21 protein-coding genes are annotated in these 26,158 nt (G+C 37.6%); 14 read left to right on the forward strand and 7 right to left on the reverse strand.

What is annotated here, in order from left to right; all coding sequences use genetic code 11:
• Positions 1-51 precede the first annotated feature (51 nt).
• From dnaX to yjiA, 10 genes are all read left to right on the forward strand, one after another.
• Entirely contained in the window at positions 52-2,025 is a 1,974-nt protein-coding gene (dnaX, locus tag QSH13_RS15205; RefSeq protein ID WP_286039342.1) for a DNA polymerase III subunit gamma/tau, read from the forward strand.
• 54 nt (positions 2,026-2,079) lie between these two features.
• Positions 2,080-2,409 (forward strand): YbaB/EbfC family nucleoid-associated protein, encoded by a 330-nt coding sequence (locus QSH13_RS15210; protein WP_023580840.1) that lies wholly within the window; start codon positions 2,080-2,082, stop codon positions 2,407-2,409.
• Positions 2,409-3,014, forward strand: a complete 606-nt coding sequence (recR, locus tag QSH13_RS15215; protein ID WP_069368552.1) for a recombination mediator RecR — start codon at positions 2,409-2,411, stop codon at positions 3,012-3,014. The genes QSH13_RS15210 and recR overlap by 1 nt, the downstream gene beginning before the upstream one ends.
• Positions 3,015-3,260: 246 nt before the next feature.
• Positions 3,261-3,929, forward strand: a complete 669-nt coding sequence (locus tag QSH13_RS15220) for a vWA domain-containing protein (protein WP_196543904.1) — start codon at positions 3,261-3,263, stop codon at positions 3,927-3,929.
• Complete coding sequence (locus QSH13_RS15225) at positions 3,929-4,684, forward strand: PP2C family serine/threonine-protein phosphatase (protein ID WP_196543903.1); 756 nt, start codon at positions 3,929-3,931, stop codon at positions 4,682-4,684. Before QSH13_RS15220 ends, QSH13_RS15225 begins: the two co-directional genes overlap by 1 nt.
• Entirely contained in the window at positions 4,678-6,153 is a 1,476-nt protein-coding gene (locus QSH13_RS15230; protein ID WP_286039343.1) for a DNA-binding protein, read from the forward strand. Before QSH13_RS15225 ends, QSH13_RS15230 begins: the two co-directional genes overlap by 7 nt.
• Before the next feature lie 15 nt (positions 6,154-6,168).
• Entirely contained in the window at positions 6,169-8,676 is a 2,508-nt protein-coding gene (locus QSH13_RS15235; RefSeq protein WP_196543901.1) for a TonB family protein, read from the forward strand.
• A 338-nt stretch (positions 8,677-9,014) separates the two neighbouring features.
• Positions 9,015-11,165, forward strand: coding sequence for a carbon starvation CstA family protein (locus QSH13_RS15240; protein WP_109397913.1), 2,151 nt, complete (start codon positions 9,015-9,017; stop codon positions 11,163-11,165).
• A 60-nt stretch (positions 11,166-11,225) separates the two neighbouring features.
• Positions 11,226-11,432 (forward strand): YbdD/YjiX family protein, encoded by a 207-nt coding sequence (locus QSH13_RS15245; RefSeq protein ID WP_004245057.1) that lies wholly within the window; start codon positions 11,226-11,228, stop codon positions 11,430-11,432.
• 22 nt (positions 11,433-11,454) lie between these two features.
• Positions 11,455-12,435 carry a GTPase gene (gene yjiA, locus QSH13_RS15250; RefSeq protein ID WP_286039344.1) on the forward strand — a complete coding sequence of 327 codons (981 nt, stop codon included), beginning with the start codon at positions 11,455-11,457 and terminating at the stop codon, positions 12,433-12,435.
• A 169-nt stretch (positions 12,436-12,604) separates the two neighbouring features.
• On the opposite strand, the gene QSH13_RS15255 is transcribed toward yjiA, so the two are convergent.
• From QSH13_RS15255 to pepT, 3 genes are all read right to left on the reverse strand, one after another.
• On the reverse strand, positions 12,605-13,927 hold the full coding sequence (locus tag QSH13_RS15255) for an L-cysteine desulfidase family protein (protein ID WP_196543899.1): 1,323 nt from the start codon (positions 13,925-13,927) through the stop codon (positions 12,605-12,607).
• Between the two features lie 668 nt (positions 13,928-14,595).
• Positions 14,596-15,963, reverse strand: coding sequence for a C4-dicarboxylate transporter DcuC (gene dcuC, locus QSH13_RS15260; RefSeq protein WP_196543898.1), 1,368 nt, complete (start codon positions 15,961-15,963; stop codon positions 14,596-14,598).
• Complete coding sequence (gene pepT / locus QSH13_RS15265) at positions 15,960-17,213, reverse strand: peptidase T (RefSeq protein WP_109397909.1); 1,254 nt, start codon at positions 17,211-17,213, stop codon at positions 15,960-15,962. Before pepT ends, dcuC begins: the two co-directional genes overlap by 4 nt.
• Before the next feature lie 441 nt (positions 17,214-17,654).
• Between pepT and QSH13_RS15270 the strand changes: the two genes are divergently transcribed.
• Complete coding sequence (locus tag QSH13_RS15270) at positions 17,655-18,959, forward strand: hypothetical protein (protein WP_286039345.1); 1,305 nt, start codon at positions 17,655-17,657, stop codon at positions 18,957-18,959.
• A 321-nt stretch (positions 18,960-19,280) separates the two neighbouring features.
• On the opposite strand, the gene QSH13_RS15275 is transcribed toward QSH13_RS15270, so the two are convergent.
• On the reverse strand, positions 19,281-20,621 hold the full coding sequence (locus QSH13_RS15275) for an MATE family efflux transporter (protein ID WP_109397907.1): 1,341 nt from the start codon (positions 20,619-20,621) through the stop codon (positions 19,281-19,283).
• 199 nt (positions 20,622-20,820) lie between these two features.
• On the opposite strand from QSH13_RS15275, the gene QSH13_RS15280 reads away from it, so the two are divergent.
• The gene (locus QSH13_RS15280; protein ID WP_109397906.1) at positions 20,821-21,720 is read left to right on the forward strand and encodes a diaminopimelate dehydrogenase; all 900 of its coding nucleotides are present in this window, start codon (positions 20,821-20,823) and stop codon (positions 21,718-21,720) included.
• 86 nt (positions 21,721-21,806) lie between these two features.
• On the opposite strand, the gene QSH13_RS15285 is transcribed toward QSH13_RS15280, so the two are convergent.
• Positions 21,807-22,634, reverse strand: coding sequence for a phosphoenolpyruvate hydrolase family protein (locus tag QSH13_RS15285; RefSeq protein WP_072063635.1), 828 nt, complete (start codon positions 22,632-22,634; stop codon positions 21,807-21,809).
• 16 nt (positions 22,635-22,650) lie between these two features.
• Positions 22,651-23,862 (reverse strand): Tm-1-like ATP-binding domain-containing protein, encoded by a 1,212-nt coding sequence (locus tag QSH13_RS15290; RefSeq protein WP_109397905.1) that lies wholly within the window; start codon positions 23,860-23,862, stop codon positions 22,651-22,653.
• 232 nt (positions 23,863-24,094) lie between these two features.
• On the opposite strand from QSH13_RS15290, the gene QSH13_RS15295 reads away from it, so the two are divergent.
• Together QSH13_RS15295 and QSH13_RS15300 are read left to right on the forward strand one after the other, a co-directional pair.
• Entirely contained in the window at positions 24,095-24,727 is a 633-nt protein-coding gene (locus QSH13_RS15295; protein WP_109397904.1) for a TetR/AcrR family transcriptional regulator, read from the forward strand.
• A 64-nt stretch (positions 24,728-24,791) separates the two neighbouring features.
• Entirely contained in the window at positions 24,792-25,424 is a 633-nt protein-coding gene (locus tag QSH13_RS15300) for a helix-turn-helix transcriptional regulator (RefSeq protein WP_006535016.1), read from the forward strand.
• A gap of 369 nt (positions 25,425-25,793) precedes the next feature.
• Here the strand turns inward: QSH13_RS15300 and QSH13_RS15305 are convergent.
• Positions 25,794-26,158, reverse strand: a 365-nt coding sequence (locus QSH13_RS15305) for a DUF4573 domain-containing protein (RefSeq protein ID WP_286039346.1), incomplete at its 5' end; no start/stop codon positions are given.

The following is a 26,158-nucleotide window of genomic DNA, read 5'->3' on the forward strand; positions in this document are numbered from 1 at the left end:
TCGCCCCTGTGTTAGCATAGAGACAAATCTTGTTCAAATTTAGCGGAATCAATGAGCTATCAGGTACTTGCCCGTAAGTGGCGCCCACAAACTTTTAACGATGTTGTCGGTCAACGTCATGTGTTGACTGCTTTAGCTAATGGTCTTGATCATCAGCGACTTCATCACGCCTATCTTTTTTCTGGCACAAGAGGCGTCGGAAAAACGACGATTGCTCGCTTATTTGCCAAAGGGCTTAATTGTGAAACTGGTATTACGAGTAAACCTTGTGGTCAATGTGCAAATTGCCTTGAAATAGAACAAGGGCGTTTCGTTGATTTAATTGAAATCGATGCTGCATCTCGAACCAAGGTAGAAGATACTCGTGAATTGCTGGATAATGTGCAATATGCACCAGCTCGCGGACGTTTTAAGGTCTACTTGATTGACGAAGTTCACATGCTTTCTCGTCATAGCTTTAATGCGTTACTAAAAACATTAGAAGAGCCGCCCGAGCACGTTAAGTTCTTATTAGCGACGACTGATCCACAAAAATTACCTGTCACGATTTTATCACGTTGCTTGCAATTTCATTTGCGAGCATTAGATATTGATCAAATTGCGACGCAACTCGAAAAAGTGCTTTTAGCAGAACATATTGAAAATGATATAAGAGCACGTCAACTTATTGCACGCGCTGCTGATGGTAGTATGCGAGATGCGTTAAGTTTAACAGACCAAGCTATTGCAAGTGGTGAAGGTGTCGTCAGTACGGAAGTGGTTAGCCAAATGCTTGGCACTATTGATGACGCTCAACCTTTAGCACTGATTGAAGCGTTGGTAAAAGCGGATGGTCAACAGGTCATGTCGCTGGTGAATGAAGTTGCTTCAAGAGGGACTGACTGGGAAAATTTTCTGGTAGAAACCCTCTCATTATTGCATCAAATTGCTATGTTGCAGTTATTGCCTAGTGAAGAAAATCCTCAAGAACAATTTACTCAAGAACGTTTACGCTTATTGGCTAAGTCTGTTTCTCCACAAGATTTACAACTCTATTATCAAACCTTATTAGTTGGGCGAAAAGAACTGGCTTATGCACCAGATAGACGCATGGGGGTTGAAATGACTCTGTTACGTGCGCTTGCTTTTCATCCTAAAACAGTGGTTGATGAAATACCTTCAGCACCATTAGCACAAACTCTACCTTCAGCATCCTTGCCTACGAATAGAATGTCTGAACATTATGCTCCGCAAACTGTGCAGACTCACTCGTCTAAAATGGTTAATCAATCTTCTTCACCCATAGAAAAGAGTGCGTCATTAGGTAATAGTCCGGCAGCACAACTTTTAAGAGCAAGGCAGGCAATCAAGGGGACGGAACAACAAACCCCGCCAAAAAAGTCTGAACCGGCGACGCCTAATCGGGCTAAGCCGGCTGCTAGTGCATTAGAGCGGCTAGCAGCCGTGAGTGAAAAACGTCAGCAAGTTGCCAAGCGTCAGACTAATGCGCCTGAAAAAAAGAAAAAAGAAGAGTATCAGTGGCGTCCGCAAAATCCTGAATTAATGTCAACGGAACAGGTTGTTTCTTCACCCAAAGAGATCAAAGAGGTTCTCGAATATGAAAAAACACCTGAATTAGCAGCGAAAATTGCTAAAGAGTCGCAAGAAAGAGATGCTTGGGCGGCTGAAATAAACAAAATGCCACTACCCAAATTAGTGCAACAATTGGCCTTAAATGCGTATAAAGAGACAGTAAGCGAAGAAAACGTTATTTTGCATTTACGAACTAAACAGAAACATTTAAATTCAGCAAATGCGTTACGCACGCTTACTAATGCGTTAAGTGAATTGCATGGAAAAGCAATTTCACTCACAATTATAGAAGATGATGATCCAGCGGTAAAAACACCGTTGGAGTGGCGACAAGCCATTTATGATGAAAAATTGGCGTTATCGCGTCAATCGATTATTATGGATAAAACGATTCAAACATTACAGCAATATTTTGATGCTGAATTGGATGAAGAGAGTATCCGACCTGTTTAATCGCAACATGTTGTATGACTTCATACTGTGTGGCTTTTACAAAGAGAGACAATTATGTTCGGAAAAGGTGGTTTGGGTAATCTGATGAAGCAAGCCCAACAAATGCAAGAAAAAATGCAACAAATGCAAGAAGAGATCGCAAACTTAGAAGTGACAGGTGAATCTGGCGCTGGCTTAGTTAAGATCACTATCAATGGTGCTCATAATTGCCGTCGTGTTGAAATCGATCCTAGCCTGCTAGAAGATGACAAAGAGATGCTAGAAGATTTGATTGCTGCTGCCTTTAATGATGCTGCACGTCGTATTGATGAAACACAAAAAGAAAGAATGGCTTCTGTTTCTAACGGTATGCAACTGCCACCAGGCTTTAAGATGCCATTCTAATGCAAACCAGCCCACTTCTTGAATCATTAATGGAAGCGTTGCGTTGTTTACCCGGCGTCGGGCCTAAATCAGCGCAACGGATGGCTTTCCAACTACTTCAACGCGATAGAAGCGGTGGTATGCGACTTGCACAAGCACTCACACGAGCAATGTCTGAAATTGGTCATTGCTGTGATTGTCGAACGTTTACTGAAGAAGAGCGTTGTACTATTTGTGCCAATGTTCGCCGTCAGCAAAATGGGCAAATTTGTGTTGTCGAAAGTCCTGCGGATATTCATGCTATCGAGCAGACAGGGCAGTTTGCGGGCCGATACTTTGTTTTAATGGGGCATTTATCCCCTTTAGATGGTATTGGGCCTATGGATATTGGTTTAGATAGACTTGAAGAGCGCTTAAGCCAAGAGACTATTTCAGAAGTGATCTTGGCGACAAACCCGACTGTTGAAGGTGAAGCAACAGCCAATTACATTGCTGAAATTTGTGCTCAGTATGATATTGCTGCCAGCCGAATTGCCCATGGCGTTCCTGTGGGCGGTGAGCTTGAAATGGTCGATGGTACAACGCTTTCACACTCTATTGCTGGACGCCAAAAAATCCACTATTAACATCATAAATAGTTTATTAAAAAGGTACCTCTTTACTTAATGTCATGAGGTGCCTTTTTTTTATCTTAAACTTCGAAAAAATTTGCCATTTTCGCTAAAAATTAGTCCATTAAGCTTTAAGACGGTTTTTTTTAAGAAATATCTTTTATCTTCACTTTATCGCTTTTTTCTTTCTGATGAATTTTGCGTCTTTATGTTACATTAACCATTATCATGAAAAATAATAACTGAATGATGGAGCATCTTATGATCCCTGACGTAGCCTTGGTTGATAATAGTGAACAAAGAACCCCTCTGATCTTAGTGTTAGATAGCTCTGGTAGTATGTATGGGCAGCCTATTCAACAACTCAATGAAGGCCTTAAGTTACTTGAACAAGAATTAAAAAATGACGTTATTGCGGCAAAGCGTGTGCGTATTTTAGTGATTGAATATGGCGGATATGACCAATGTACTATTCATGGTGATTGGAAAGATGCGATGGATTTTACGGCACCTGTTTTAGAGGCGAATGGCACAACGCCAATGGGACAAGCTATTACGCTAGCACTTGAAGAAATTGAAGCTGAAAAACAGCGTTTTAAACAAGCGGGTGTTGCTTATACTCGTCCTTGGCTATTTTTAATGTCTGATGGTGTTCCGACAGACCAATGGGAACAGGCCGCACAGCTTTGTCGTCAAGCAGAAGAAAGCCAAAAAACAGCGGTATTTCCTATCATGGTTGATGGTGCATCAGCAGAGGTAATGGGAAGCTTTAGCCGTAATGGTGTTAATGGGGTGAAAATGCTTAAAGGGCTACAATTTAAAGAGTTGTTCTTGTGGCTAAGTGCTAGCATGCAGGTGGTTTCTCAATCAACACCGGGCGGCACAGCACAATTACCTTCTACTGATTCTTGGGCGAGTGTACCTGTTTGATGAATGATTGGTTAGCTTATGGGGCATCTGTGACAGGTATTGCCCATCAAGAACGTCAAATTCCCTGTCAGGATGCTTATTTTATTCGCCGTAAAGGCGAATATCTTATCGCCGCTGTTTGTGATGGTGCTGGCTCCTCTCGTTATAGTGAACAAGGTGCTCAGCTTGTTGCTCGGTTATTTACGCTACGCATTACAGAGTGGCCAAACATTGATTTGTTAACCGAAAAACAGATAACACAAGGGGCTAAACAGCTTATTGAAGATATTCGCCACCAACTGGCTGAATATGCAGAAATAAAACAGTGTGCGCTTAATGAATATGCATCAACACTGGTTGCCTGTTGGGTAAGTGATGATTGTGGTTATTTGTTCCATTTGGGTGATGGTATTGCGGTGGTGGAATATTGTGATGGCACCCGTTATGTATCACAGCCTGAAAATGGAGAATATGCGAATCAAACTTGGTTTGTGACGTCAGAAAATTGGGAAGCGCATTTACGCGTCATTCCCCTAAATAAACCGGTAAAACAAGTTATTTTGATGTCTGATGGTGTACAGCCTTTTGCCATGAATAAAGCGTGTGATGCACTTTATGAACCGTTTATCACTCCTGTGATCCGTTATTTAAAAACAGTATCAGAAGATAGCGGAAGTGAGGCATTAGCAGGGACTTTAGCTGATCCTCGAACGCATTCAATCACAGGCGATGATAAAACCTTAGTTATTTGCATCAGGGATGAAGAGTTGTGGTAAAAGCAAGAAAGAAAGGAATAGCTCAATCAGTATCTAGGCAATTACAAGATGAAAACGGTAAGATTTATCAAATAGGTAATTTGATAAAAAGCGGTGGTGCAGGTAGCGTTAGTCATATTAATAATGCCCCATCCCAAGTCTCAAAAGTTTATCATGATAAAATTGATAAAGCCTATTATCTGAAAAAAATCACGGCAATGCAGAAGTTAGAACCTGCATTAAAGCCCGTTTCTGTTAACGGTACGCCTATTATCCAACTCGCATGGCCTCAAGCACGTTTATATAATAGCCAAAAGCAATTTGTTGGCTTTGTGATGCCGGAACTTGATGTCAAAAATACTATTGAGTTGGAATACATTCTTCAAGAACGCCAAGCCAAAGCTCATGGTTTACCCACAGGGATGGGGGCGAAAGTGAGTCTTGCATATAACCTTTGCTCATTGATTGACGCTTTACATCAGCAAGGACACTGTATTATTGATATGAAACCGTTGAATTTGCGGTTTTATAAATCAAGCTTGTATATGTCTCTTCTTGATTGTGATGGATTTAGTATACAAGGAGAGAATACTCGTTATCCGGCAGGGCAATTTACCGTTGAATATTTAGCGCCAGAATTTCAAGCCAAGCAAACTATTCCAGAAACAGAAGAAGAGTGGCAAGACCGATTTGCTTTAGCGGTAATTATTTTTCAGTTGCTTAATTTTGGTATCCACCCTTTTAGTGGTCGCCCTAAAAATGACACGGTACCTACAGATATTCCAAGGCGTATTGCTGGGCGTTTTTATGGCTATGGCATAAAAGCACATAATTTAATTACACCCAGTATGGCGAGTGGGCATAAACAATTACCTGATGCATTAAGAATACTCTTTGATAAAGCGTTTTCAGGAGCTCCTTCATTAAGACCCAGTGCTAAAACATGGGCTACAGCGCTTTATGAATATGCTCAACCTGAAAAACAGCAAATGTTGGTTTGCCAGAAAGACAAAAATCATCAGCATTTTGCGGGTAAAGCTTGTGCAGCATGTGTAAGGCAAGCTCAGTTACAGCAAGTAGCAACGACTCAAAAACAAAATCAAACGCAACAAGAACAGGTACGCCAAACAAGGGTACAAAATACTATTGCTAGACAAGCGACAATACGTACAGCGCCGTCTAAACCGATGCAACCTCCTGCAATTTTTGTTGCGATAAAACAAGCAATAAACAAAGTACCTAAAGTCATTTTACATACCGCTATTGCCATGATTGTTCCTGTGGTTTTGGGGTTATTACTGATGAACTTTATTCCACAAGGCGTCAGCGGTAGTTTAGGTTCTAGTTGGATCGCTGATTTAATCAAAGCGGATTATATTGAACAAATACTAATAACGATGTTGAGTGTGATGTTTTTAATGGTTTCAGCCATTATCTTGTTAGTTATTTTTGTTTTCCCTTCAATGCATATTTTGAAAAAAAAGCCATAATTTAGGGAAAATAACATGAAAAAAAGAATAAAGCTGATCCTCATTATTATTGGCGTTATAACGTTACTGTTCCCTTTTTGGTTGCCAGCCTTCTTAGTTTCAACTTTTAGCTTGATTGATGGTTTTAATAGTAAAATTCTCCCCTCATCTGTTCGCTTTGATGAGCGTAATTTCTTACTGGGATTATGGCTAGGCTCTCTCATTATGACGATTGTAATGTTATTGCAATCATGGAGAGCTAAAAATATTTACTATTTGTTTGGCGGGGGGCTAGTGCTTTTAATGGCGCTGGGCGTGTCATTTTCAGTGATCCCAACGAATGAACTAGAAGATCGTCGTCGTTTTGTTTTACAAAACATCGAGCAGTCAGAATGGCAAAATTATCATTATTTTGTTGTTAATAGTGAAGATGATATTCGTAAAGTTATTCGGTCTAATCAAGCTAAAGCATTGGCATCGCTTAGCGCTATTGAAAAAGCACGAATAGCTTTACCAGGATTAGACTATTTTAGTGATGATGTGGCTACTGCGACAAAAGCGAAAGACGCTTATTTAGTTCATGCAAAAGGAACACCAGAACGCGTAGACGCTTTAAAAACACTCAATTTTTATGGTGACTGGCTATTAAATCAACCTGAGATTATGGTTGCTCAGGCGTTAGCTTCCCTTTCAAATAGTCATGATGCTCAATTAACGCAATCTGGTATTAATGTTATTGCGGTTGCCCCCTTATCACCCGAGGCATGGCAAGTTTTAGCATTGACTTATATAGCTCATCGCTCTCCCGATGCTCAAGTTGAAAAAGCGATGTTAGCGTTAATGGTGGCCGATACGTTGAAACAGGCTAAGCAAAGTCATGATGATATTTCAGCACAACAATTGTTGAAAAAAGCGATTTCGGAGCTTACTGAAAACCAGCGTCAGATTTATCAGATATTACAAGCGCGTGTTATTGAAGATCGTTATTATCGACAAAATAGCTCTCCTCCTGAAGATGTCACAACGTTGGCAAATCAACGATTACCAGTGAGTAACGCAATAAATAGTGATTTAACCACTTATCTTGAAATGCAATCAATGATGGAAAAACAGTATCCCGGAGAAGTGATAGTTGAATCACCTCATGAAGTGAAAAACTTAACTGAGATCCGTTATCCAACAATCAGAAGATATATCCCTCGAGCAGAGGTTATTTTATCCATTGATGTCGATCCTCAAGGGCGCATTTCAGGACTTTGGGTACAAAACAGTAGTGGTGTTGATGCTTTTGATGATCAAGCTGTGAGTGCTGCTCGTCATTGGCGCTTTATGCCAAATAAAGACGGATATCGTCAACGTGTAACAGTGCGTTTTGAAAGTACTCGCCTTGGTTGGAAAGAGTATGCTGTTAAGTTGCAATCAACATTGATAAAACTGGTTAAAGCTTACGCAAGACAAGAAACTAAAGGGATAACACTTACCGAAAATATTTATTCAGAATTGAAAAAACAAGCGCCAGAATTAGACGATGAAAGAGAAGTCACTCGCTCTAGTTATGATCCTTATGCTTCGTATTACCCTAGACTATCGCAAAAACAGCAAGAAAAGCGTGCGGCCTTACAAGCAATCTTAAAGGAGTTGCAGGCATTGCCTAATAGCGAGAATAATCATGAAAATTGGCATAACAGTATTCGCTTTTTAAATGAAAAGCTCGCTCTTCATCAAGATAATGCCGATATTGTGAGAACAGTGGCGCGTTTTGAATTGCAATATTACAACATAGGAACAAATAATTTAGCAACATCGCCTAATATTTATCCTCAAGAGAAAAAATATTGGCAAACCTTATTACTTAATGCGCGTACACATTTTGAACAGGCTATTGCATTAGATCCTGATCGTGAAGATGTTTGGTTAGGCTGGGGAATAACATGGCTTGATGAAGATCCTGAAATTGCAGCAGGTGCATTTGCCAAAGCCTCACAGCAGAAGTCGAAAGAAAGTATTGGCTCTCTTATGCAACTGTTAGAAATGCGTATGGTGATGGATACACTTGAGGGCGCGCGTTTAGAGCGTTATCAGACCTTGCGCGCAAGAATGGATATGCGTTACTTACCAGAAGATATCGAAATCAAGCCAGAAGATGATTATCTCAGTATTGATTTAACTCAGATTCAATTAGCTCAACGTGCAATACCAGCATCAGATCCGAATAGCAAAGTTGTTCGCTTACCATTGAATACCGATAAAATTGAGCAATCAAATCGGACATTTAGTATTGATTTCTCATCAGCCAATATCAATGACCGTGATCAGGTATTGCCGAAAGTGAAAGCACCTAATACAGCACCTAAAACAGGGGATATGATCTTACAACTTGATGTTGATCCCCAAGGTGTTCCTACTGTGGTGTTATTGAAATCTGGCAGTGGTGACATGAGCATAGATAATGCTGTTATTGATGCTGCATATCAATGGCGTTTTAATGGTTCACCAGCTCGAAAAGGTAGTGTGCTTTTGATATCAGTTCAATTTAGCCAATAATTACCATTTAATGAAATAATGTTATAAAAAACCGCCTTTTTTGTTAGTGAAAAGGTGGTTTTTTTTCTATTTAGTGATTTCCTAACTTATTGAAAGTCATAAATTTGTTACCTTGATCACAAAAAAATCATCATTTAAAAATAGCAGAACCACTTAACTGAGAAAACAGACCGCTTAATTCGTTATACAACCGCTAAGAGATTTAGTCACCCCATTCCTTTATAAGAATTCTTATTATGTAGCAGCGGGTAGTTATCTTTCAGATTCGCTCAAATAATTCTCTGTTGTCCCGCATTACTCTTTGGCTGTTCGGTCTTGCCTGAAAAAAAAGGTGTCTCATGAACAAAAATGCATTTTTAAAGCACGTACCTTGGGTGATCCTCGGGATTATCGGTGCTTTTTGTCTTTCAGTGGTTGCACTTCGTCGTGGTGAACACGTCAGTGCACTATGGATAGTTGTTGCTTCTGTTGCTGTCTACTTAGTTGCTTATCGTTACTATAGTCTTTATATCGCTCAAAAAGTAATGAAGTTAGATCCAACTCGAGCGACACCTTCTGTTGTCAACAATGACGGTTTGAACTACGTTCCAACTAACCGTTATGTTTTATTTGGTCACCACTTTGCAGCTATCGCGGGTGCGGGTCCTTTAGTTGGCCCCGTTCTTGCTGCTCAAATGGGGTACTTACCAGGTACACTTTGGCTATTAGCTGGGGTTGTGCTTGCTGGTGCTGTTCAAGACTTTATGGTGTTGTTTATTTCAACACGCCGTAATGGTAACTCACTAGGTGAGATGATAAAGAAAGAGATGGGTCCAGTTCCGGGTACTATCGCTTTATTCGGCTGTTTCCTTATCATGATCATCATTCTTGCTGTGCTTGCACTTATCGTTGTTAAAGCATTAGCAGAAAGCCCATGGGGTGTGTTTACTGTTTGTTCAACAGTGCCTATTGCCCTGTTTATGGGTATCTACATGCGCTATATCCGTCCAGGTCGTGTCGGTGAAGTCTCTGTTATCGGTATCGTTTTACTGATCGCGGCGATTTGGTTTGGTGGCGTTATTGCGAGTGACCCATATTGGGGTCCTGCATTAACCTTCAAAGATACCACAATCACTTTCGGCTTGATTGGTTATGCTTTTGTTTCGGCATTACTGCCAGTTTGGTTGATCCTTGCTCCTCGTGATTATTTAGCTACGTTCCTGAAAATTGGGGTTATCGTTGGTTTAGCTATCGGGATTGTTATCCTAAATCCTGAACTGAAAATGCCTGCGGTTACTCAATATGTCGATGGTACTGGTCCATTATGGAAAGGGGCTTTATTCCCATTCTTATTTATTACTATCGCTTGTGGTGCCGTTTCTGGTTTCCACGCACTGATTGCTTCAGGTACAACACCTAAACTTATCGCAAATGAAATGGATGCGCGTTTTATCGGTTATGGTGCAATGTTAATGGAGTCATTCGTTGCGATCATGGCGTTAGTGGCTGCATCTATCATTGAACCGGGTCTGTATTTTGCAATGAATACACCACCAGCAGGTTTAGGTATTACTATGCCAAACCTTCATGAATTAGGTGGTGAAAATACAGCTGTTATTATGGAGCAGTTAAGAGAAGTTACTGTACATACTGCTGCAACGGTGAGTTCATGGGGCTTTGTTATTTCACCAGAAGAAATTCTACAAACGGCGAAAGATATCGGTGAGCCTTCTGTCTTAAACCGTGCTGGTGGTGCGCCTACCTTAGCCGTTGGTATCGCGATGGTATTCCATAAAATCATTCCGGCTGCGGATATGGGCTTCTGGTATCACTTCGGTATCTTGTTTGAAGCGCTCTTTATTTTAACGGCGCTAGACGCAGGTACACGTTCTGGTCGCTTTATGTTCCAAGACTTGTTAGGTAACTTTATCCCTTATCTGAAGAAAACAAACTCGTTCATTCCAGGTGTGATTGGTACCGCGGGTTGCGTAGGATTATGGGGATATCTGTTATACCAAGGCGTTGTTGACCCATTAGGCGGCGTTAAGAGCTTGTGGCCACTGTTTGGTATTTCAAACCAAATGTTAGCGGCGGTTGCGCTGGTATTAGGTACGGTTATCTTAATTAAGATGAAACGTACTAAATATATCTGGGTGACAGTTGTTCCTGCAGTATGGTTATTAATTTGTACAACATGGGCATTAGGTCTGAAACTTCTCAGCGATGATCCACAAATGGAAGGTTTCTTCTACTTAGCAAATGAATACAAAGCTAAGATTTTAGCGGGTGGTGCCGACTTAACTGCGGCTGAAATTAACAATATGAATCATATTGTAATTAATAACTACACCAATGCTGGTTTAAGTATTCTATTCTTATTGGTTGTTTACAGCATCATTTTCTACGGTTTCCGTACCGCAATGAAAGCACGTAAAAATCCAGAAGAAACAGCACAAGAAACACCATATGTTCCTATGCCAAAAGATGTAAAAGTGTCCTCAGGTCACTAATTTAGGTAGATAGGTTAAACCCCCGCGCTGGCTTGCCGGTGCGGGGCTTAGGAGAAACTTATGTTTGGTAATTTAGGACAAGCTGGAAAATATCTAGGACAAGCAGCACGTATGCTAATAGGTATTCCTGATTACGATAATTATGTGCAACATATGAAAGATAACCATCCAGATAAGCCTGTTATGACCTATAACGAGTTTTTCCGTGAACGTCAGGAAGCCCGTTATGGCGGTGGTGATGGTAAAGGCGGTTTTCGCTGTTGCTAATGATCCGTAAAGGAGATAAATGATGGAACCTATTGCAGTGACAATACTGACCGGTTTTTTAGGTTCAGGTAAGACAACACTTTTACGTCATATGCTCAATGAAGAGCATGGATATAAAATTGCCGTTATTGAAAATGAATTTGGTGAAGTACCTATCGATGATGAAATCATTGGTGATAGAGCCACGCAAATTAAAACACTGACCAATGGTTGTATTTGTTGTAGTAAATCGAATGAATTAGAAAACACACTATTAGACTTATGTGACAGTCTAGATCGCGGTGAAATTAAGTTTGATAGATTAGTTATTGAATGTACTGGCATGGCAGATCCTGGTCCTATTAGCCAAACATTCTTTTCTCATGAAATCATCTGCCAGCGCTACTTATTAGATGGCATTATCACACTTGTTGATAATGTTCATGCTCAGCAACAACTGGATCAATTTACGATTGCACAATCACAAATTGGTTATGCTGACCGTATTTTGTTAACAAAAACAGATGTCACTCCAGCCTCTCCTGAATTAATGGCACGATTAAGACGTATAAATGCCAGAGCACCTGTACATACCGTTATTCATGGACAAATTGATTTAGGGTTATTGTTTAACGTAAAAGGTTTTATGTTGAACGATAATCTCGATGTCAAACAACCTCTGTTTCGTTATCAAGCAGAGAAGCAAGATGACATCAATTCGATTGTGTTAACTTTTGATTATCCCGTTGAATTACAAGAAATTTCAGACGTAATGGAAAAATTATTATTAAGCTTTGCTGATAATCTTTTACGTTATAAAGGGATATTAAATATTAAAGACCAACCTAATCGCTTGTTATTCCAAGGTGTACAACGTCTTTATAGTGCGGATTGGGATAGACCGTGGAATGGAGATGAAACTCGTCAAAGCACATTGGTCTTTATTGGTATTCAATTACCAGAAGAAGAGATAAGAGCTAATTTTGATGCATTAATGCCTAACACAGAAAAGAAGGCTCATTAACCTAATACCCTGTAGTGAGTGTTAGAAAGCAGTAAGAAGTAGAGTAGTAACCGTAAATAGCAGTAACGAATATTGATAAGCTCCTGACTTGAGGAGGATCCTGTTCCTAGGATCTTATGTTTCACCCCATAATAACCAACATTATGGGGTGTTTTTTTAAACGTTCCAATTAGCCATTGGCAACAGCTTTATATTCCATGATTTCAATAATTTGAACATCGGTATGTTGCATTGCACGACTTGCTAGTGCACATAGATTTTCAATTGTAGAATCAACATCATGAGCGACAATACCGTCATTACCTGTCACATAAGTGTTGTCTAGAGCCATTAACACAGCTTTATAAGCTGCACTCGCTCCGGTTGAAACTTTCATCGCACAGCTATTTGAAGCGCCATCACAAATTACACCGCTGATATCACCAATCATGCTACTAATTGCCATAGCCATAGATTCGTAACGTTCATCCATTAACCATGCGATTGCGCCAGCCGCGCCCATTGATGCTGTTGTTGCTGCGCATAATGCAGATAGCGCAGGGAATTTATGGTGAATATAGATAGCCAGTAAATGAGAAAGCATTAATGCTCTTGCCATTTTCTCTTCGCCAACTTGTAAATATTCAGCAACCACTACAACAGGCATCGTTGCGGCAATCCCTTGGTTACCTGAGCCAGAGTTACTCATTGCAGGTAAAACGGCACCCCCCATACGTGCATCAGACGCAGCAGAAGTACGGATCATGATTTCTGATAATAAATCTTTTGCTAATAAACCACGCTGTTGTTGGCGTTGTAAAGTTTGCCCAATATGTAAACCATAAGTATTGTTCAAACCTTCTTTTGATAGAGCATCGTTTAAGTGTGCAGACTCAAGAATAAAAGAAATTTCTTCTACTGGCGTTTGGGTAACAAACTGGTAAATTTCTTGAGTATTGGTTTGGGTTAACGTTTCTTTTATTTCGCAAGGCGATGTAGACCGCTCTGAACTGGCATAAGTGTTATCAAGAACAACATGACCGTTATGAATAATTTTAACAATATGAGTGTGGTTACCCGCAATAATTACTGTTGCACTGTTTTCACCATCTTCTACAGTCACTTCGCTATATAGAACTTCTTGGCACGCTTTTTTAATCGAAACATTTACAATGCCAGCCGCTAATAGTGCTTTACTTTGCTCAATGTGCTCTGGTGTGGCATTCTTTAATACTTCAAGACCTGCTTTACAATCACCCCCCACAGCACCTAAGCTTGCGGCAATAGATAATCCCACCATACCTGTGCCCGGTACGGTTACGCCCATGCCATTCTTCATTAAATTAGGAGAGACTTCTGCATTAATGCGGGTAATAGCATGTTGTAAGTAACTTGCCGCTGTTGCTGCTGCTAATGCAAGTGAAATAGGCTCTGTACAACCTAAAGCGGGTTTTACTTGTTGTTTAACTGCTGCTATTAATATTTTCCAACGAGCAGATAATGGTTCTTTCATTGCATACATCCAATAAACAGTATGAGAATTCAAAGGGATATTCTATTTTTAATATCAACATCATACTGAATTTATTGGAGAAAGTTTTTTCTGAATTTACTATCACTATACAAAATTTTAGAAAATATTACCCTTTGTAGCTTCTATGTTGGTAATTTTTTCTACATAAAATGAAAGCAAACATTTTGGCTCTTTAATGTGATTTATCGCTACAGAGGTGATGCTTTTGTATTCAAATATATAAATGAGAGAGGATGAAAAAATGTAAATAAGAGAGTTTAAGAAATTAACGGTGAAATTAAATAAAAATGCAATAGAACGAATACACAATTCTATTGCTAGTATAATCATCATACTTAATGTGGGCTAACTCAGGATTGCTAAAATAATGGGTGAATCATTTCAATATCACATTTTTATTTTAACAGAATAGATGATAATCTCATTTCTTTTGAGTGTATAAGAATAATGCTTTGTTATTTTGTTAATATTTTCATGATGATAGTTTTAATTTTTTATTTAAAAAATAAACAGTTAAATATTTATTTATAAAAATAGATATTCGTTTTTTTATTTATAAAGATTACAATAAAATATCTCTATTTATTTTTAATATGTTTATTATTTAAAAATAACCTGAAGCAAGAATATTGCTTCAGGTATATTTATCAATAATAGAAGATAGCAATAATAGCACTGTGGAATATAAAACCTACCATAAGCGGTATTGCAGTCCTTTTTACAACATCAAATGGTTGTAATTTTGCACCACTAGATACAGCAATGATAACACCAGCTACAGGAGACATACCTCGTCCCATATGTGAAGCTTGTTGCATTGGTAAAATCATCGCAATTGGGTTTACACCCATGCTATGAGCAATTTGTGGGATCAATTCAACGAATGCAAGGAAAGGTGCATTACCTGAACCCATAATAATCGCTGCCGCTAATGTTACGACAGCGAAGACCAATGCCATTGCAAATGGTGGTAGGCCAACAGATTCCGCCATAACGATCAGGCTGTCTATTGCACCACTCACTTTAATACCATGAGCAAAAACACCCGCAGCGACTAATAATCCAACAACATTACTAAATGCAGAACCCATACCTTTTAAGAAATGCTGGAAGCCCGCACAGACCGATTTAAAATCACGTAAGCGTAATGTTTCAATCAGCATACAGATCGCCATTGAAATCAATACAATTGTGACTACATCAAGGTGAATGCCTTCAACAAATAGGCTTGATGAACTTACTGCCATAATGATAGGTAACATTGGCAGTAAGGCATAAAAGCCAGGCACATTTTTATCACTCTTTGCTTCTTCAGATATTTTACCTAATTGAGGCACAAATCCGGCCTTGCGGTCACAATGGCGTTGCCAGAAGATATGTGTAATACCAACCGCTAATACAGTTGCAATTGCTGCAGGCCCTTGGTAATAAAGCACATATTCAACAACTCCTAAGTCAACTGCTTTTGCACCACGTATGGCATCAATGGCAGTTGGTGTGTAAGCAACGCCTAATGAAGTTGCAATTACACCTGCAGCAGATGCTGGAGATAAGCCAAGCCCTATCATAATCGGGAACATCGTACCCATTAATAGAACAGCCAATCCTGTTGCTGAAGGAATAGCAAGTTGCAAAATACTCGCGAGTAAAAAAGAGAAAAATAGCAACACATAAGGTGAGCGCATATTCTTCAATGGACGAGTTGCAACACGCACAACGGCCTCATTGGCGCCAATATGATCCATATAATGTGCAAATCCCATTAGTGCCATGATCATCAAACCAAGATCAGCGGCACGACTACTAAAGAGATCACGCATAACTTCAAAAGGATCTAACCAACCAATACCTGTTGTTTTGACATTTTTAGGAAGAATATCTCCCCAGCCAAACATCATGGTTAGCACCATTAAGGCTAAACCAGCAACTAACAAAACAGGCTCAGCTTTATATCCTTTTAAGATCATTCTAGCGACAATAACAACGACAATTAAGACCGCAAGAATTTGGATCATGCTTTAGCTCCAGGTGCAAAGCGCTCCGCCGTGATCTTAACGACAGATTTTAAGACATCGCTGGCAGCATAAAGTGATTTGACTGGTAGGTATTCATAAATAGAGTGGAAATTATGAGCACCAGTAAAGATATTAGGACAAGGCAGACCATTTTGAGAGAGTGCTGCACCATCATAGCCACCACGCATTGGAATTGGGCGAGGAGTAATGCCATTTGCTTCATAAGCGGCAACTGCAATATCGATAGGGTAGCGATTATCACCTTGTAGGCTATTAAAGACGTTGGCATAACGGTCAGCGAGTTTACAAGTAACAGAACCTTCGCCCCATAAACCTTCGCAATAATCTGAAAGTTGTTTTAAAAAAGCCATACGGTGGGCATAACCTTTTTCGGTGAAATCACGTACATCCATTTTTAATACGGTACGTGCGCTATTTCCGGCTAATTGTTTTACCCAATAATAACCTTCACGGCCTTCTGTATATTCAGGTGCTTCACCACCCGGTAACATAGCAACAAATTTATGTGCCATTAATAGCGAATTCTTTAATTTACCTTTTGCTGACATTGGATGAGCGGATGCACCTGTAAAGGTAATTTCCACATCACCTGCATTCCAGTTTTCATACACTAACTCACCAATACCACAACAATCTAAGGTATAGGCAAAATCAGCACCAAATTCTTTAGTATCAAAGGCTTTTGAACCACGTAAACCTTGTTCTTCATCGGGTACAAAACCAATTTTAACTGTTCCGTGTTTAACTTCAGGGTGCTGTTTAAAGTACTGCAACATATCCATAATAGAAGCGATAGCAGCTTTGTCATCAGCGCCTAATAAACTAGTACCATCGGTTACGATAATATCGTCACCAATATAGTTTTCTAATTCAGGGAATTCACTTTGACGTAAATAAATATCAAGTTCTTTATTTAAGCAAAGGTCACCACCTTTATAAGGTAGAATTTGCGCTTTCGTATCATTAGTTTGTTCTGCACTAGTGTCTAAATGACCAAAAAAGGCAACGGTTGGAACTTTATAATCAAGGTTTGAAGGAAGTGTTGCGGTAACAATTGCGGTATCACGAATTTTAATATCTTCAACACCTAACGCTTTTAACTCTTCAACCAATTGTAGTGCGAGCACGCGCTGACCTTCTGACGAAGGCATAATGCCAGCAGCGCCATTTTCCCTATTAGTGGTGGTGTTAACTTTTGTATAAGAAATAAACCGTTCAACGAGATTCATAACAAGACTCCATTGTGTTTGATTTTTTTGTATTCTCTCTATTAAAGCTTAGTTGTCTCATTTATTGGAAAGGGCAACACCTACTTGTATCATAAAAAAAACAATAGGGAATTAGAGAAAAAATATTATTTTTACAAAAAAATTTTAATGTTGATTAATATTTAGTTTTTGGTTTTTTATTTATTAAAAAAAATTGTGTTTTGTGTTTGTAAAGTTATTTTTGTTACTTTGCTGTTTCTGTTTTTATGGGGGTAATCATAAAAAATCGTTTTATCTAAAGTTATATCTTTATCATAATTAATATATATTATTTAAAATGATTAGTGTCTTTTCTTAAAATTAAGGATATTTATTTAAAAAATAGAAAAGAAAAGTGATAGATGAGAAAAAAATCGAGAGTAAAATATTATTTATAAATAACTTAACGTAAATATTTAAACAATGGATATTATTAATGAAGTCAGTAAAAAAGCACGCTTTATTACTAATAAAGTAGGCTCTATAAATGAAAAAATAAAATTATCTATTTCTAAATTATCTATTAGAGTAAAGAACTCAATAAATGAATTCATTTATCAGAATAATTATCAAATTAGATTTGATAAAAATACTACATTTTTAAAGTCTAAAAATTTAAGCATTCGAAACAAAGGAGAAAATGATGTAAATAATGAAAAAGTAGAGGCTAAGATTACAAATGATAAAAAAAGTCCTTTAAAAGAAAAACAGAATATTTTGAATAATATTGAACTTCCAAATGGAGATTTGATTCCAATTGACGAGGCTATTAATAATATTCATTTAAGTAAACAAGATAGTATATTGAAAAGTAAATTATCACTAATTGATTATATTACAGATAGACAGTTCAAATCATCAGCAAACAATAGCATCAAGTCATCGAGTGAATTCAATAGCCATTTTATTTCATCTAATTTAGATAATAAAAATGAATATAATTATGTAAAATTTGGTAGTTATGAAGACACATCTAATTTAGATAATAAGAATGAATATAATTATGTGAAATTTGGTAGTTATGAAAACACATCTAATTTAGATAATAAGAATGAATATAATTATGTGAAATTTGGTGGTTATGAAAACACATCTAATTTGAAATATAATAGTATGAATGACGGTTATTTAATAATGACTAAGTCAAAAAGTATCAGTGAAAATATGGATGATAAATTTAATCCTAATGTCAGTAAAAATGTAATTCCTTCTGAAAAAGAAAGCTTTAAATCTTTCTTGCTTGACATTACAAAAAATATTTCATTGTTAGATCGGTTATCCGATGGAGAGAATAGTTATGGGTATGTGTTTCTTGCTAAAGTCGCTAATTATTTAGATGATTACAATAGAGATAAAGAACATAAAAAAACAGATTATTTTAATAAAGAAGATTATTTAAAAAAAATGGAAACCTCAGATTATTTTTTTAATTTAAATAAAAAAATTAATAATATTATTTATTTGCAATATTTAAAAAAAGAACAAAGTAATGATGAAAGTGGTGTTATAGACAAAATCACAGCCACAGATAACAGTAATTTAAATGAAGTTGAACATTTAAAAGAGGCAGAGAAACAGAAAGAAGTTTTTGATGGGCATGATAAATTAAATGAAAATAATGATGATTCATTTAATGAATTTTTAAGTGAAATCGATGAACAACTTAATATATCTAATAAAAATAAAAAACTTACACTAGATGAGTTATTAAAAAAGATGAAAAAATAAGTGTGTGTTTTATAGTGATTAGATTGAATTTAATTGGTTATATAGTTTGCTAAAAATGAATTCCTTCAAGAAATAAAAGAAATATCATTAAAAGAGTTGATTTTTAGGAATGATAAGAAAAACTATTATTTGACGAATGTTTTTTATAAAATATTAAATGGCTACGAGAAAAATATAAATCTTTCAAAAGGTAACAATATAAAAAGAGTTAACGATATTTTAAATGCGATAATTAGTTTGGTTTTAGCTAAATATCATAAAGAAGGTTTAAGTAGAGATCTCTAGTTAAAGCCTGATAATGATTTATCAGGCTTTTTAAGATTAAATATCCAAACGTTTAGTTTGCCATTTACGAGACCGCCAGCGCCATGCGTTAGTTAATCCACGTAGCCATTCATCACAAAGGAAACCAATCCAGATACCAATTAGACCCATTTCCATTTTTATTCCAAGGAAATAGCCTACCGGAATAGCCACACCCCACATAAAGCAGATTGCCGTCATCAACGGGAATTTAGCGTCGCCTGCTGCACGCAAGGCATTCACCATCACGATATTAAAAGTACGTCCTGGTTCTAAAAATACCGACAAAATAAACAGAGGAATTAATTGGTCAATAATGCGTTGATCTTCTGTAATGGAATACAAAATAGGATCACGCATAAACCAATAGACAATAACCACCCCGATGGTAAATATTACCCCCGTTTTTAAGCTTTTCCAGCCTCTAGTAAAAGCATCATCAAAACGTTTTGCACCAACTAAGTGACCCACTAATATTTCATTACCAATACTAATCGCAATACCAAAGAGCATTAAAAATAATGACAGTTGGAAATAGAGAGTCTGTGCTGCAAGAGGGACTTCGCCCATTAATCCAATAAAGGCTGATGCAGTCATATAATGTAAAATCCAAACCAAGTTTTCTCCCGCTGCGGGTAAACCGATATGTAGGATTTTCCCTAACATATTTTTAGACCACACGACGAGTTGTTTAGCTTCGAATTTAATACGCAAACCGTAGAACAGTAATCCACACAGTAAGATAACAGCAATAATACGGCCGACAACAGTTGACCAAGCAACGCCGACTAATCCGTATTGTGGTAAACCAAAAAAGCCATAAAGCACAATCATATTACCAATAACAGTAACAATATTGGCGATCAATGTGACATACATCGCTGCTTTAGATTTGCCATAAACTCTCAGACAAGCGGCAAGAATAATTGAAACAGCCTCAGGAATAAGGCAAATACCAATAATATGTAGGTAGTTGTAGCCATCTTGCACTAAATGCTCAGGCGTATTCATAATATGTAGAATATTGTAGCCAAAGAAAAGAATGATTAATGCACTACTAATGCCAAGTAACGCGTTAAAAGCGATAGAAATATGAATTGCTTGGCTGGCTTTTTCTTTTTTACCTGCACCTAAGTATTGGGCAATAACTACGCTACATCCCACACTAATAAAGCTAAAAATGGTGATAAAAAGATCAAAAACTTGGTTACCAACGCCCATAGCTGCTAAGTAAGCAGTGGAAACGTGGCTTACCATGTAAGTATTAATTAATAGTGTGGCTAGATGTAGAAAAATATCTATAAATATTGGCCAACTAAGGGAAAAAAGTGAGCGATCCGCTACATCAGACTGATGCATTGAAAACCTTCTTAAACACAGAGTGAAATCGATATTATTAATAAAACGCGTAGGAAGATGAGAGATTCTACAAGGTTTATTTATAAGGTAATAGTGTAAATAATGTTTATCTGGCAAAAAAGATATATATATGGTTTATTCATTGATAACTAATCATTATTATCATTAAGAGATGGTAACGTTAAAGTCAGGGGAATTAATGAATACTAAAATAAAAGTGGCTATTGTTGGCTATGGCAATATTGGTCGATTTGCATTAGAAGCAGTTCAAGCTGCTCAAGATTTTGAATTAATGGGGGTTGTTCGTCGTGATATCAATAATGTACCAGAAGAACTGCAAAATATTACCGTGACTAACGATATTAAAACATTAGGTAATGTTGATGTTGCTCTCTTATGTTCACCGACTCGTGCAATTAAAGAATTAGCTAAATCTATTCTAAGTTTAGGTATTAATACAGTAGATAGTTTTGATGTTCACAGTGAAATTGTGTCATTAAAAACAGAACTAGATGAAGTTGCAAAAAAACACGACCGTGTAGCGGTTATTTCTGCGGGTTGGGACCCTGGTTCAGATTCTATTATTCGTACGTTAATGTTAGCCATGGCACCAAAAGGGCTCACTTATACTAACTTTGGTCCTGGTATGAGCATGGGGCATAGTGTAGCAGCTAAAACGATTGATGGCGTAAAAGATGCGCTTTCCATGACTATTCCATTAGGGACGGGGGTTCATCGTCGTATGGTTTACGTGGAGTTGGATGCCGGGGCGAATTTTAATCAAGTAGAGCAGGCCATTAAAGCTGATAGCTATTTTTCTTCTGATGAAACTCATGTGAAACAAGTGGATTGTGTCGATAGCTTAAAAGATGTGGGACATGGCGTTCAGATGATCCATAAAGGCGTGTCAGGTAAAACACATAACCAATTATTTGAATATTCAATGCATATTAACAACCCTGCATTGACGTCTCAATTTATGGTATCTGCCGCAAGAGCAAGTATGAAACAACGTGCAGGTGCTTATACGGTTATTGAGATCCCACCTGTTGATTTTTTAGCAGGGGATTTGAATACATTAATTGCAAAATTGGTTTAATTGTAATTAGTACATTCTGCATAAAATATTGCCCACATTATGTGGGCAATATAGATTAACGCTTAGGCAAACTTGATAATTTTGAATTAGCGTTTAATATTTTTAAATTCTTTGGTTGTTGCGGTTAATGCCACTTCTGTCGGTAAGCGTTCCATTGAACTAGCACCATAGAAGCCGTGACAATCTGGGCAATTATCTAAGATATATTGTGCATCTTCTGGCGTTGCAATTGGACCACCATGACAAAGCACAATGACATCAGAACGTACAGCTTTTGCCGCTTTGGCCCAGTCATTAATTAAAGGCACACAGTCTGCTAATGTTAATGCTGTTTCAGCACCAATATTACCACCGGTTGTTAATCCCATATGAGGTACAATAATATCTGCGCCAGCCTCAGTCATTGCAATCGCATCTTCACGGCTAAAGACATAAGGTGTGGTTAATAGATCTTTCTCATGAGCTTGACGGATCATATCCACTTCAAGGCCATAACCCATACCTGTTTCTTCTAGATTAGCGCGGAAATTTCCATCAATCAGGCCTACTGTTGGGAAATTCTGTACACCAGCAAAGCCTGTTGCTTTAACTTCATCTAAGAATTTATCAAAGTTACAGAAAGGATCTGTACCATTAACACCAGCAAGTACAGGTGTGTGTTTAACAACAGGTAATACTTCTTTTGCCATATCCATAACAATTTCATTAGCGTTACCATAAGCTAATAAACCCGCTAAAGAGCCACGGCCAGCCATACGATAACGCCCAGAGTTATAAATCACAATAAGGTCAATACCACCGGCTTCTTCACACTTAGCTGAAAGCCCTGTGCCTGCACCACCGCCAATAATTGGTTCGTGGCGAGCAATCATTTCATTGAATTTTTTTAGTAATGTTTCACGTGAATGAGTCATTCTTCTTTCTCCGTGGTTAACAAATAAGTTCCTGGTGTAAATCATAAATTTGCTGAGTAAACTCAGCAGAGTTTATGTGATAAGGACTGATGACTAACTGACGAGTCTCTGTCTCTTTAAATGTTGTTATAAATGCATCAAAAAAAGCTTGGTTTGCTTGAGGATCCCAGAAAGGGGCTCCCTCAATATCCAGAGCTGAAAAACCGCCCTGTGGTAATACAAACCGCAATGGACCTTCACACTGATTGAGTTTTTCAGCGATCCAGATACCTAATTGACGGTTTTCCTCTGGTGTTGTACGCATCAAGGTGACTTGCGCATTGTGATGATAAAATTGACGCCCTTTATATTTCTCCGGAACACTCGATGGGCGACCAAAGTTCACCATATCTAATGCACCACAAGAACCTATATAAGGGATTTTGGTACGGGCGATTGCACCAAAACGGTCTTCATCACAAGCAAGTACACCGTCAAACAAGTAATCACACACTTCTGTTGTTGTAAGATCGAGCACGCTATGAAGTAAGTGACTGTCTACCAGTTTTTCCATGGCTTTACCGCCACTTCCTGTTGCGTGAAAAACAAGGCAGTCATAATTATTTTCAAGTTTTTGAGTAAGTTGCTGTACACAAGGTGTAGTGACACCAAACATCGTTAATGCGACAGCTGGTTTATCAACAACTTGTTCTTCTTGGTAAAAATAAACAGCACCAGCTATTTGGTTCGCCGCATTTCTTAGGACTTTACGAGAAATGCGATTTAAGCCGGATACATCTGTGACGGAGTACATCATTGAAATATCACTTGCACCGATATAGCCTGAAATATCGCCAGACGCCATCGTTGATACCATCAATTTAGGTACGCCAATTGGCAGAGATTGCATTGCTGGTGTAATCAGTGCCGTTCCGCCAGAACCGCCTAGCCCAAGAATGGCTAAGACATCATCAGACTGAGTTAAATAGCGTTCAAATGCGATTGACATCGCTTCTATTGCTTTCCCTCTATCGCCACAAAACACGGCTTCTGGGCCATTAGGGTGAAAACGTGCAACTTCTGTTGCGGTGATATCGGCTTCTCTTGCTAATGCCGTGGGTTTGGTTGTCAAGTCAACGGTTTTAACAGGAAGGCCTGCTTTTTTAATTAAATCACTGACATAAAAAATTTCAGCACTTTTAGTATCAAGCGTTGTGGCAATATAGATAGAGCCAGAATACTGTTTCATAAGCCTTCCCATACCTTTTATGATTATCGACGGATAGATTATAATCACAATGAGACTTGAGTTTCATTTATAATAGCACTGTTTTGAGACTGTTGTCTCATTATTTTTATTTTTTATCTATTAAAAGTCGATAAGGTGCAATTAATCACCTAAAGTAAACGTTAAGTGTTGTGAGTATTTAGCTTAAGATAAGTCAGACACATAAAAGTGTAGAAATAACGAAGGATTTTCTATGAGTTACAGTGATGAAACGGATGCAATGTCCGGTACACGAAAAAGAACCCATCAATTATTGGTGACAACAGCATTGGGGCTTTTTGAGCAAGGAATGTTACCGACTGTGTCGGAATTAGCGGCACATGCAGGTGTTTCGAGAGCAACCGCATATCGTTATTTTCCCACACAAAGTGATTTAATTAGTGCCACAGTTGACGCAAGTTTAGCGCCGATCATTGCATGGAGCCCCACACCTGAAGATAATACACAACAACGCATTACTGAATTGCTCAATCTTGCCTATCCACAAATGTTTAAACATGAAGGCGCGCTGCGTGGTGCATTACAAGTCTCATTACAGCAATGGGCAAAAGAGAGACAATCAAGTGAATATGCAGAAAAACGGTTTATTCGCGGTCACCGTAAAGAGATTTTACTCAAAGTTATTGAACCATTAAAAGCACATTATCCTGAAGAAATGTGGGATAAGGTGATTAAATCGTTCTCTTTAATTTATGGGTCTGAAGTCTTTTTAGTAATGAAAGATATCTGGAAAATGGATGATCAACAGGTCATTGATATGACTCAATGGATGGCAAAAGCTATTTTAAATCAGGCAAAATCTGATTATCCTGCAGATAACGATTAATTATTTGAATAAATCAGTTAAAATTGTATAAATCATTTACGTTTTAGCTATTGCAGGGATCGTTATGTCACATAAAACAGAAGACCAAGAGTGGCTGGTAGAACAACTACAATTTATTGCACAAGGCATTGGTAAAACATTATCGCCTTTTTGTGAAGTTGTACTTCATGATCTAACCGATAGTGAAAATACCATTATGGTCATTGAAAATAATCTATCAGGTCGAAAAGTAGGGGATAGAGCAACAGAATTGGGAATGGCACGTATTGAATCGTCGGACTTTCCTCAGATTGTGGCAAATTACCCGAATCAGTTTCCAGATGGAAGAACAGCAAAAAGTACCTCTATTGGTATTAAAGACAAACAAGGCAATTATGTTGCAGCGTTATGCTTGAATATTGATATTTCAATGATCAAAGGATTACAAATGGTGCTTAACCAATTTGCAACCCTTGAAGAAGGTAATGACATTATTGAAACCTTTAGTTCAGTGACTGAAGATTCGCTGAAAAAACGTATTGATGAGTTTTCTGCGACTTATTCAGTCACACCAAGAGCACTAAAACCGCATCAAAGGCGCGAGTTGTTACTCTGTTTACAGGATGAAGGTTATCTTTCACTGCGTAAAGCAATGGAAATTACCGCACAATACCTCGGTGTTTCAAGAGCTACGGTGTATAATGATTTAAAAGAATGATTAAGAAATAAATTATTTTTAAATTCCAGCGGAATATAAATTAGTAAACTAAAAAAAGATATCACTTGTTGATATCTTTTTTTATTTCTATGTTTAATTATAAATTATATATGCTTCTTTTATTAAATTGAGTTGATTGATTACTATTGTGCGATTTTTTATAAACTTAAAAAAATAAGAGTAATAGACTATCTATAATTATTCTTAAATAAGGTGTTAAAAAATGATTATTTCTGAAATAACAAGAGAAATTAATACTAATATCAGTAATTCAAAGACTAACTTCAATGATGAATGGACTAATTTAAAAAATTTAAAATCTATTAAGAATACAAATTTACCAATCAATTATAGTTATAATAATAAAGATCAACATATACCTTTATCATCTATTGGTGAATATATAAAAATATGTGCTAATTTATTAAATAATAGTCGGGATAGTACATTAGTTTCTAAAGATAATACTCCTGATGCAGTATCTAAAGGTAATACTTCTGATGCAGTATCTAAAGGTAATACTTCTGATGCAGTATCTAAAGGTAATACTTCTGATGCAGTATCTAAAGGTAATACTTCCGATGCAGTATCTAAAGGTAATACTTCTGATGCAGTATCTAAAGGTAATACTTCTGATGCAGTATCTAAAGGTAATACTTCTGATGCAGTATCTAAAGGTAATACTTCTGATGCAGTATCTAAAGGTAATACTTCTGATGCAGTATCTAAAGGTA

The sequence above is a fragment of the Proteus faecis genome (assembly GCF_030286765.1).
GTDB classification, from domain to species: Bacteria; Pseudomonadota; Gammaproteobacteria; order Enterobacterales; family Enterobacteriaceae; genus Proteus; species Proteus faecis.